Annotated in this window: 9 protein-coding genes; 4 read left to right on the plus strand and 5 right to left on the minus strand. The window is 68.4% G+C overall.

From position 1 onward, the window contains the following. Positions 1-27: 27 nt before the first annotated feature. The gene (gene acnA, locus C6N31_RS20800) at positions 28-2,739 is read right to left on the minus strand and encodes an aconitate hydratase AcnA (RefSeq protein ID WP_138354262.1); all 2,712 of its coding nucleotides are present in this window, start codon (positions 2,737-2,739) and stop codon (positions 28-30) included. Between the two features lie 440 nt (positions 2,740-3,179). Here acnA and C6N31_RS20805 point away from each other — a divergent pair, with 440 nt between their 5' ends. After that, positions 3,180-4,709, plus strand: coding sequence for a helix-turn-helix domain-containing protein (locus tag C6N31_RS20805; RefSeq protein WP_138354261.1), 1,530 nt, complete (start codon positions 3,180-3,182; stop codon positions 4,707-4,709). 309 nt (positions 4,710-5,018) lie between these two features. On the opposite strand, the gene C6N31_RS20810 is transcribed toward C6N31_RS20805, so the two are convergent. Beyond that, positions 5,019-5,342: a MerR family transcriptional regulator gene (locus tag C6N31_RS20810; protein ID WP_138354260.1), complete on the minus strand. Its 324-nt coding sequence runs from the start codon at positions 5,340-5,342 to the stop codon at positions 5,019-5,021. A gap of 851 nt (positions 5,343-6,193) precedes the next feature. Between C6N31_RS20810 and C6N31_RS20815 the strand changes: the two genes are divergently transcribed. Beyond that, positions 6,194-6,589, plus strand: coding sequence for a hypothetical protein (locus C6N31_RS20815; protein WP_138354259.1), 396 nt, complete (start codon positions 6,194-6,196; stop codon positions 6,587-6,589). A gap of 27 nt (positions 6,590-6,616) precedes the next feature. Here the strand turns inward: C6N31_RS20815 and C6N31_RS20820 are convergent, their stop codons facing one another. Together C6N31_RS20820 and C6N31_RS45205 are read right to left on the minus strand one after the other, a co-directional pair. Continuing rightward, complete coding sequence (locus tag C6N31_RS20820; RefSeq protein ID WP_138354258.1) at positions 6,617-7,315, minus strand: ANTAR domain-containing protein; 699 nt, start codon at positions 7,313-7,315, stop codon at positions 6,617-6,619. A gap of 287 nt (positions 7,316-7,602) precedes the next feature. Further along, positions 7,603-7,734 (minus strand): hypothetical protein, encoded by a 132-nt coding sequence (locus C6N31_RS45205; RefSeq protein WP_269770796.1) that lies wholly within the window; start codon positions 7,732-7,734, stop codon positions 7,603-7,605. A gap of 49 nt (positions 7,735-7,783) precedes the next feature. Between C6N31_RS45205 and C6N31_RS43985 the strand changes: the two genes are divergently transcribed. Both C6N31_RS43985 and C6N31_RS20830 read left to right on the plus strand, forming a co-directional pair. Continuing rightward, on the plus strand, positions 7,784-7,993 hold the full coding sequence (locus C6N31_RS43985) for a hypothetical protein (protein ID WP_232485441.1): 210 nt from the start codon (positions 7,784-7,786) through the stop codon (positions 7,991-7,993). Between the two features lie 238 nt (positions 7,994-8,231). Next, on the plus strand, positions 8,232-9,512 hold the full coding sequence (locus tag C6N31_RS20830; RefSeq protein WP_138354257.1) for a PP2C family protein-serine/threonine phosphatase: 1,281 nt from the start codon (positions 8,232-8,234) through the stop codon (positions 9,510-9,512). A gap of 231 nt (positions 9,513-9,743) precedes the next feature. Here C6N31_RS20830 and C6N31_RS20835 read toward each other — a convergent pair whose 3' ends face one another. After that, entirely contained in the window at positions 9,744-10,061 is a 318-nt protein-coding gene (locus tag C6N31_RS20835; RefSeq protein ID WP_138354256.1) for a hypothetical protein, read from the minus strand. Positions 10,062-10,337 lie beyond the last annotated feature (276 nt).

Consider the following 10,337-nt stretch of genomic DNA (forward strand, 5'->3'; position numbering starts at 1 on the left):
GCCGCCCTGGCCCGTGTCGGGCCGTGCTTACTTGGTGATCAGCGAGCGCAGCACGTACTGCAGGATGCCGCCGTTGCGGTAGTAGTCCGCCTCGCCGGGGGTGTCGATGCGCAGCTTGGCGTCGAACTCGACATCGCCGGCCGTCACCTTCACCGTCTCCGGGATCCCGCCGTCGTTCAGCGCGGTCACGCCGGTGAAGGAGAAGGTCTCCTCGCCGGTGAGGCCCAGGGAGGCCGCCGTGACGCCCTCCGGGTACTGCAGCGGCAGGACGCCCATGCCGATCAGGTTCGAGCGGTGGATGCGCTCGTAGGACTCGGCGATGACGGCCTTGACGCCGAGCAGCGCGGTGCCCTTGGCGGCCCAGTCGCGGGACGAGCCCGAGCCGTACTCCTTGCCCGCCAGGATGACCAGCGGGATGCCGGCGGCCTGGTAGTTCTGCGAGGCGTCGTAGATGAACGACACCGGGCCGCCCTCGACGGTGAAGTCGCGGGTGAAGCCGCCCTCGGTCCCCGGGGCGATCTGGTTGCGCAGCCGGATGTTGGCGAAGGTGCCGCGGATCATGACTTCGTGGTTGCCGCGGCGCGAGCCGTAGCTGTTGAAGTCACGGCGCTCGACCTTGTGCTCGGTCAGGTACTTGCCGGCCGGGGTGTCGGCCTTGATCGCACCGGCCGGGGAGATGTGGTCGGTGGTGACCGAGTCGCCCAGCCGGGCCAGCACCCGGGCGCCGGTGACATCGGTGACCGGGGTGGTCTCCATCGTCATGCCGTCGAAGTACGGGGGCTTGCGGACGTAGGTGGACTCGCTGTCCCACTCGAACGTGTTGCCGGTCGGGATCGGCAGCGCCTGCCACTGCGCGTCACCCGCGAAGACGTCCCGGTAGGACTTGTTGAACATGTCCTCGCCGATGGCGTTCGCCACGACGTCGTTGACCTCGGCCTCGGTCGGCCAGATGTCCTGCAGGAAGACCGGCTTGCCCTCGGTGTCGGTGCCGATGGCGTCCTTGGTGATGTCCACCTTCATGGAGCCCGCGATGGCGTACGCGACGACCAGCGGCGGCGACGCCAGGTAGTTCATCTTGACGTCGGGGTTGATCCGGCCCTCGAAGTTGCGGTTGCCCGAGAGCACCGAGGTGACGGCCAGGTCGTGCTCGTTGATCGCCTTCGAGATCTCCTCGTCCAGCGGACCGGAGTTCCCGATGCAGGTGGTGCAGCCGTACCCGACGAGGTTGAAGCCCATCTTGTCGAGGTACGGGGTGAGGCCGGCCTTGTCGAAGTAGTCCGTGACGACCTTCGAGCCCGGGGCGAGGGTGGTCTTGACCCACGGCTTGCGGGTCAGGCCCTTCTCGACCGCCTTCTTGGCCACGAGCGCGGCGGCGACCATGACGTAGGGGTTCGAGGTGTTGGTGCAGGAGGTGATCGCGGCGACGGTGACCGCGCCGTGGTCGATCTCGAAGGACGTACCGTCCGCGAGGGTGACCAGGGTCGGACGGCTCGGAACGCCGTTCGTCGAGGCCGGGGAGTCGGAGGCCGGGAAGGACTCCTTGCCGGCCTCGTCGTCGTCCTCGACGTAGTTGCGTACGTCCCGGGCGAACTGCTGCGAGGCGTTCGCGAGGACGATGCGGTCCTGCGGGCGCTTCGGGCCGGCGATGGAGGGGACCACCGTGGAGAGGTCGAGCTGCAGCTTCTCCGAGAAGTCCGGCTCGGCGGCCGGGTCCAGCCACAGGCCCTGCGCCTTGGCGTAGGCCTCGACGAGCGCGACCTGCTGAGCGTCACGGCCGGTGAGCCGCAGGTACTTCAGGGTCTCGTCATCGATCGGGAAGATCGCGGCGGTGGAGCCGAACTCCGGCGACATGTTGCCGATGGTGGCGCGGTTGGCGAGCGAGGTGGCGGCGACGCCCTCACCGTAGAACTCGACGAACTTGCCGACGACGCCGTGCTTGCGCAGCATCTCGGTGATCGTCAGCACCAGGTCGGTGGCGGTGGTGCCGGCCGGCAGCTCGCCGGTCAGCTTGAAGCCCACGACGCGCGGGATGAGCATCGACACCGGCTGGCCGAGCATCGCGGCCTCGGCCTCGATGCCGCCGACGCCCCAGCCCAGCACACCCAGACCGTTGACCATGGTGGTGTGCGAGTCGGTGCCGACGAGGGTGTCGGGGTACGCCTGGCCGTTGCGGACCATGACGGTACGGGCCAGGTGCTCGATGTTCACCTGGTGAACGATGCCGGTGCCCGGCGGGACGACCTTGAACTCATCGAACGCGGTCTGGCCCCAGCGCAGGAACTGGTAGCGCTCCCGGTTCCGGCCGTACTCCAGCTCCACGTTCTGCGCGAACGCCTCCGGCGTACCGAACTTGTCGGCGATCACGGAGTGGTCGATGACCAGCTCGGCCGGGGCCAGCGGGTTGATGCGGGACGGGTCGCCGCCGAGCTCCTTGACGGCCTCACGCATGGTGGCGAGGTCCACCACGCAGGGCACGCCGGTGAAGTCCTGCATGATCACGCGGGCCGGCGTGAACTGGATCTCCTGGCTGGGCTGGGCGCTCGAGTCCCAGTTGCCGATGGCCCGGATGTGGTCGGCGGTGATGTTCGCGCCGTCCTCGGTGCGGAGCAGGTTCTCCAGCAGGACCTTCAAGCTGTAGGGAAGGCGGGCGGAGCCCTCGACCTTGTCCAGCTTGAAGATCTCGTACGACTCGTCGCCCACCTGCAGCGTGCTGCGGGCGTCGAAGCTGTTCGCCGACACGACAGTCTCCTTCATGCATGTAATTCGCGCGTACCACCGCAATCCTGCCGACACGACCGACACGACTCCATGCCGATCCGCTAAGGTGAGCGCTAGGTTAGGTATGCCTTACCTAGCGGCTCGGTGACTGCGGCGTGGTACGCCTCGGCAGATATCTCGATGTCGAGATAACTCTAGTACATCACCGGTGCGGGGTCATGCCCCGGCACCCCTGTGGCGCTGTCCCGCGCCCGGCGCCATCACCCGGAACCTACTCCTCCATCTGGAGCAATCCTTCACACGATCAGGCGCATTAATCTCATATCCGAGATACTGACCTTGTGTAACGTTGCTGGATCGAGGGCCACCGCGCCACGTCTACCCCGTTCGCGACGATCCACACGCCGCACCTGCCTTTCGACACACAGCCCCCATCTCATGTGTGAGATACCGTTTGCCACATGATCGATGACTACCTCGCCCGTATCGGCAAGCTCATCCGTGACGCCCGCCAGCACCGTGGCTGGACCCAGTCCCAGCTCGCCGAGGCGCTGGGCACCAGCCAGAGCGCGGTCAACCGCATCGAGCGCGGCAACCAGAACATCAGCCTGGAGATGATCGCCAGAATCGGCGAGGCGCTGGACAGCGAGATCGTGTCGCTCGGCTACGCCGGGCCCATGCACCTGCGGGTCGTCGGCGGCCGGCGGCTGTCCGGCGCGATCGACGTGAAGACCAGCAAGAACGCGTGCGTCGCGCTGCTGTGCGCCTCCCTGCTGAACTCCGGGCGCACCACGCTCCGCCGGGTCGCCAGGATCGAGGAGGTCTACCGGATCCTGGAGGTGCTGAACAGCATCGGCGTCCGCACCCGCTGGATCAACGACGGCAACGATCTGGAGATCGTACCGCCGGCCGAGCTGGACCTCGACGCGATGGACACCGAGGCGGCCCGGCGCACCCGCAGCGTGATCATGTTCCTCGGCCCGCTGCTGCACCGCACCGACCGTTTCCGGATCCCGTACGCCGGCGGCTGCGACCTCGGCACCCGTACGGTGCAGCCGCACATGAACGCGCTGCGCCACTTCGGCCTCGACGTGACCGCCACCGACGGCACCTATCACGCGGTCGTCGAGCGGGCGATCTCCCCCAGCCGGCCCATCGTGCTGACCGAACGCGGCGACACCGTCACCGAGAACGCGCTGCTGGCCGCCGCCCGCAACAACGGCATCACCGTGATCCGCAACGCCAGCTCGAACTACATGGTCCAGGACCTCTGCTTCTTCCTGGAGGAGCTCGGGGTACGGGTCGACGGCGTCGGCACCACCACCCTGACCGTGCACGGCGTCACCGACATCGACCGCGATGTGGACTACGCGCCCTCCGAGGACCCGGTCGAGGCGATGAGCCTGCTGGCCGCCGCCGTGGTCACCGAGTCGGAGCTGACGATCCGCCGGGTGCCGATCGAGTTCCTGGAGATCGAACTGGCCGTCCTGGAGGAGATGGGGCTGGACCACGAGCGCACCGAGGAGTACAAGGCCGACAACGGCCGGACCCGCCTCATCGACCTCACCGTGCGCCCGTCCAAGCTCCGCGCGCCCATCGACAAGATCCACCCGATGCCGTTCCCCGGCCTCAATATCGACAACGTCCCCTTCTTCGCCGCCATCGCCGCGACCGCCCAGGGCTCCACGCTCATCCACGACTGGGTGTACGACAACCGCGCGATCTACCTCACCGAGCTCACCCGGCTGGGTGCCGGCGTCAAACTGCTCGACCCGCACCGCGTCCTCGTCGAGGGCCCGACCCGCTGGCGCGCCGCCGAGATGATGTGCCCGCCCGCGCTGCGCCCCGCCGTCGTCATCCTGCTCGCGATGATGGCCGCCGAGGGCACCTCCGTACTGCGCAACGTCTATGTCATCAACCGCGGCTACGAGGACCTGGCCGAGCGGCTCAACACGATCGGCGCGCAGATCGAGACGTTCCGCGACATCTGACCGGCGGGTGCCGCCGCACCCCTCCTGAGCTGCGCGAACACAGATCAGCAAGGGGTGCGGCGGCACCCGTGGGACTTCTCTGGGACTTTGGGCGTGGGCCGGGCTCCTACGGGCTGCTGGCCAGGCCCAGTTCTTCTTGATCCGCCGGTCCAGGTGGCTGCCGGTCGCTTCGACCAGGCCCCACAGTTCGTGGCCCGGAATGTTGCGGCCGGCCAGCTGCAACCGGCGCTCACGTGCACAGCGTGGTCAAGACTGCTTCCCCCGCGGCTAGGGCATCCGGTCAAAGTCCTGCCCTACGCGGGGCCGTTCTCAGGCGGCGGAGTGGGTGTGGGTGCGGAGCTGTTCGTTGAGTGCGAGGGCTTCTTCGAGCTGGTCCTGCAGCGCGACGATGCGGCACGCGTCCTCGATCGCGGTGCCCTGGTCGACGAGCTCACGCACCCGGACAGCGATCCGCAGCTGATAGCGGGAGTAACGGCGGTGACCGCCCGCGGAACGCAGCGGGGTGATCAGGTGGGCTTCGCCGATCGCACGCAGGAAACCCTGAGAGGCACCGATCATCTCGGCGGCGCGCCCGATGGTGTAGGCGGGATAGTCGTCGTCATTGAGTCGGGCGAAGGAATCGTCTGCCGTCATCTCACCTCACCGGGAAACAGACAAAGGGGCTGAGAACGCGTGGAGGGGCCCTGGCGCCGTAGCACCAGGGCCCCGAAGGACGGAAAACACCACCTACCGGCCCTAGTACTGCGCCGGCCTACTGTGTCCGCACTACCGGCCGCGGCCGGGAATACGGGGATCGCGAACGCGTGACCGGAGACCACCTACCTATCGATGTCCTGCGGCACCCAGGCCTGCTACTTCGCCCGGGCAATCCTGATGGCGCTCAACCCCTCCGTTCCCTCTGAACCGAAACACTGACCAAACCAGCACTACGAACTGCTGTTCCTGCGAACTGCTGGTGGCCTTCACTACACCACTCTCCGACAGCCAGCCCCGTCGCCCGTACTACAACTGCCCTGGCTTAGAACCCCACTGCCGAACCTCCCAGTGCGCGCGCCCGCAGCCGACGCCTTCACCGAGGTACCACTCATGTACCGCACTGCTGGGTACTGCAACTGCATCCGGTACTGCTGTCCTGCATGATGCGGTCCTGCTGAACTGCGGGTACTGCGTGTCAGAACTGCACTTGCCGTACTGCGTTACTGCACGGCGGCCCCTCCCGGGGCGGCCCGACCCGGCAATCAACCCTGCGGCCCACCTGCACTTACCGGCCACCGGATTCCATCACCGTGCCACACACTCCGCGCGGCAGTTCGTGTCTGCCGTGCCCTGCTTCCTTCTTGGCTACGACCAGAACTCTACCCAGATCCAGAAGCGAATGTCTACTTCACGCGCGATAGATTTTCGTGGCACCAGCCGACAGGCATCCTGGCTCCCGCTCAACAGCGCCGGGGGCGCGACATGGCATGAAAGGGCAGGAGAACAGCATGCGACCCGACCACTCACGTTCCGTCCCGCTGACGGACATCTGCGATGCGTGCGCCCGGCCACTCACCGACGGATGCCATCTGAACGTCGTCCCGGACTCCTCCGCCATCCACGCGAGCGATCGGGCACGCGACGGCCGGCGCCTGATCGCCGCCTGCTCGCCCGAACATCTCATGGCCCTGCAGCAGGAGTACCGCGAGCGGCCGTTCGTCCCCGAGGAGCTGTGGGCCGGACAGATCCGGCGCGCCCTGGCACAACAGCACCACGGGCTCACCTCTCAGGCACTGTCCGAAGCGACCGGTCTGGACGACCTGCAGATCCAACGCGCCATGGAGTGGGAGCAGCACCGGGCGCAATCCTGCGAGCACCACCCGCACCTCCCCGAGACCGGGTGACCGCCTCGCCAGGTAAGGCACGGGCGGTCAGGTCAGGTAGGTGGTGATGTCGCGCAGGGACTGTCCGGTCGTGAACGCCAGGGCGCGCATGCGGGCGAGGGCTTCATCGAAGGGGATCCCCAGGCGCAGGGCCAGAGCTCCCGCGGCACGGTGGGTAGCGCCCCAGTGGGTCTCCAGGAGGCGGGCCGGTTCCCACGGCAGGTCCGCCCCTTGGAGAAACTCTGTCCGGTAGCTGTCCAGGAGGGCGGCGGCCGCGGTATCCACAGCGGCAGCGGCCTGCCGGGTTTGTGCCCAGGGGGTGGCGCGGGGTTGGGCGTAGAGCACCGCGGCCGCCCCGAACCGCTCGTCGGCCCAGCGCAGCGGGAAGGCGTGGATCGCGCCGACCCGTGGCAGCACCTCACGCGCGGCGGTCCCGAAGAAGGGCCAAGGGGTGACCTGGTGGCGGAGGTCTCCGATCATCATGGGGTGTCCGGTGAGGCTGGCGCTGTGGCACGGGCCCTCCCCCACCAAGAACTCCAGTTCCTCCAGCCGTAAAGCCGGCATGCCGCTCACCGCCAGCAGCTGGCGGCCGGGCGTATCACTGAGCAGGGACATCACCGCCCAGTCCGCCTCCAGCACCCCGCACAACGCGTGGCACAGACGCCCCGGAAGCCCCGACGCATCACCCGCCGCCGCCTGACTCACCCGGCGTACCGCCGACCACCGCTCCACCACGACCACCGCCATCCGCACAGCAGTTCCCGTTCCAGCCCGGTGCACACAGACTCCCAACTCCCCCCGCCCGCGCACAAGGCTCGCTCTGGAGGCCACCTCGATTCCCCGACCGGAGCCACCGCACCAGCGATACGAGCGCCGGTGTGCTGGATCGCTCACCCGCACGGCCTATCGGCCGATTCCGCAGCCCGGCCGGGTCGTTGGACGGGCGTGGAGACGACGGTGACGGGCTGGGGTCGGGCAGTGATGGCGTTGCGCGCGGGCGATTGGTGGTCGGTGGTGACCGTTCAGCCTCCCGATCAGGCGGCGTACGGCGAGCTGGCGGTGCGCGTGCGGGCTGCCGGACTGGCGCGGATGACCGCCCGCACGTGGAGCGCGGGGTTGTGGCCGGTGACCCGGTGTTCGGTGACGGTCCAGGACGGGAAACTCACACAACTGCACACTGGTCGCTCCCGTCTACTGTGCCCGCAGCAACGCCCCGTGTCACCGCTCTGGCAGGAAGCGGCCGACCGGGGCCTGGTCGCACTCGCCGTGGTCGGACCGGGGACCTGGCCCGACGACACCATCGAGGGCGAGAAGGGCTCCCACGAGCAGCGCCGCCTCATGGATGCCGCTTCCGCCGGAGGGATGCTGCTCGGCGGTCTGGCGCATCTGCGCGGTGCCCCGGAACCGTACGGAAACCGCTGGTAGCCCGGTTGCCGCGTGGACGGCGGGCACGATGCCCTCGACGAGCGCGCCGCCACCAGCGGATGGTGGGGTCCGGGTCACAGTGCATACCGGCACCGATCCATGGCACCAGGCGCGACGGTATCGCTCAGGCGGGTCGGAACCCGCTCCTGCAGTGGGATAGTTTGCCTCTTCGTACCTGCCCGGAGTTCGTGGAACCGGTAGGTGCTGGGACGGGCACGACAGCGGGAAGAGGGCTCCCATGCCGGACAGTGGAATCGACGGACTGGGTGAGGCGCTGGCTGCGGCAGAGGCCGCGCCGCCCGTAGAGTCCGTCGATGTCATCGCCGCGGCGCTGCGGCGGCAGTTCGGGGCCCGGTCGGTGTCGTTCCTGATCACCGACTTCACGGGTGCCGCCGTCGTGCGCCTGGGCGCCGCTGACAATATCGACCTGGACCGTCCCGCTGACGCGATCGCGGTGTCCGGCACGGTGTACGAGCAGGTGATCCGCACCCAGCAACCGCATGTGGAGCGGATCGGGGACGGTGCTTGGACGCGGGTGATCGCGCCGGTGACCAACCGCGGGGATGCCATCGGGCTGCTGGAGCTCTACCTGCCCCACCACCCGGGCCCCAACACCTTGCGGAAGATCAGCCGTAGCGCCCACGCTTTTGCGTACATCGTCATCGCGAATCGGCCCTTCACCGATCTCTACCAGTGGGGTCGGCGTACCGCGCCGCTGAGTTTGGCCGCCGAGATCCAGCACCGGCTGTTGCCTGCGTCCTTGGCGTGTGAAGCGGCCCAGTTCGCGGTTGCCGGCGCCCTGGAGCCGGCCGAGTTCGTCGGCGGCGACACGTTCGACTACGTCATAGACCGTGACCATGTCCAGCTGTCCGTCACCGATGCCATGGGCCACGACGTGGACGCTGCCCTGCTGGCCACCCTCCTGGTCGGCGCCCTGCGCCGCGCCCGAAGACAAGGCGCCGACCTCGCCGGACAGGCCCGGCAGGCCGACCAGGCCCTGGCCGAGCACAGCGGGGGTCGCTACGTCACCGGCCAACTCCTGCGCATCAGCCTGCACGATGGTCGAACCGAGTTCATCAACGCCGGCCACCCCTGGCCCCTGCGCCTGCGCGGAGGAAAGGTCGAGCAGCTCGTGCCGGACATCGACATGCCCTTCGGCTTCACAGCTCCCCACACCTACACCGTGCAGCACCTGGACCTGCGGGCCGGGGACCGGCTCATCATGCTCACCGACGGGATGCTGGAACGCAGGGCCGCGGACCTCGACCTGTCGGCGCTCATCGAAAGCACCCAGGACCTGCACCCGCGCGAAGCCGCCCGCGTCCTGATCGAGCACGTCGTTCAAGCCCACGACGGGCAACTACAGGACGACGCCACCGTGATGTGCCTGGACTGGTACGGAACCCACGACACCCGACGCCGCGCCGACCACGGCGCCGACGTAACCGAAGCCTCCCCCGCCACCGACACCGAGGCCGACATCCCCACCACGACCCACCAGCGAACCGCACCACGCTGAAGACGCCCCGCCCACGGCGGCAGGATTCGCGCAGCCCGTGCGCGGGTGACCGGTCAACAGCAGGGACCGGCCGGCCCCGCCGGTTGGTCTTCGTGATGGTTGCCCGACCGCCCTCCTCGTCATCTGACGCAGGCAGTGACCAGGGGTGTCGCACCGGGCAAACCGGACGGCGGCGCGGGAGTCCGCGCCGCCGCTGTCTGGTTCCGGCTTCCGCTGGGATCGGGAAAGACCCTAGACCCTTTCAGCCGTCCGCTGCGGCGTCAGTTCAGCGCCCGGCGGGCGCAGGAACAGGCACAGCGTAAAGGCGGGCTCGGTGGTCCCACAGCCCCAGCGGGTATCGACAACGGTGCACGCGGGCCCCTGTTCCAGCCAGTCCGCAGCTGCCTGGAACAGGGCCGTGGGGTCCTGGCCGGCCAGGATCAGCGTCCCGTCGTCCTCCACGGTGACCCACAGATCGACGTGCGAGTTCACGAACGCGCCCGCCCGCTCACGCAACTCTTCCACCAACGTCGCAGTACCGGAATCAATCATCATCTCTACCTTTTCCACGCGATATCAGTGACTATCTGTGTCCCCCGGCTACCATCCGTCACTCCCCCGAGCCCCTCCGGATCACCGGGGCACCCGGTTGGCTCAGCCATGAGCACGGTGACCCGCTGGAGGGCTTCCGCTCCGTGTTCGAACGGCACATCCCGCCGGTCAGGACCAACGCCAGGGGCCGTGCCACCCGGACACCGGGGGTGGCACGGCCCCTGAGGAGCGTGTGGTGCTACGCGGCGGTGGTGGTCGTGCGGGGCGCGGGGCGCTCGCCTGATCCGGAGCGGC

It is taken from the genome of Streptomyces fildesensis (genome assembly GCF_016107395.1).
Lineage (GTDB): Bacteria > Actinomycetota > Actinomycetes > Streptomycetales > Streptomycetaceae > Actinacidiphila > Actinacidiphila fildesensis.

Excerpts from the sequence above, each read along its gene's own strand:
- C6N31_RS20805 (WP_138354261.1), top strand. The coding sequence starts at position 3,180 with ATGATCGATGACTACCTCGCCCGTATCGGCAAGCTCATCCGTGACGCC.
- C6N31_RS20810 (WP_138354260.1), bottom strand. The coding sequence starts at position 5,342 with ATGACGGCAGACGATTCCTTCGCCCGACTCAATGACGACGACTATCCC.
- C6N31_RS20815 (WP_138354259.1), top strand. The coding sequence starts at position 6,194 with ATGCGACCCGACCACTCACGTTCCGTCCCGCTGACGGACATCTGCGAT.
- C6N31_RS20820 (WP_138354258.1), bottom strand. The coding sequence starts at position 7,315 with ATGGCGGTGGTCGTGGTGGAGCGGTGGTCGGCGGTACGCCGGGTGAGT.
- C6N31_RS20830 (WP_138354257.1), top strand. The coding sequence starts at position 8,232 with ATGCCGGACAGTGGAATCGACGGACTGGGTGAGGCGCTGGCTGCGGCA.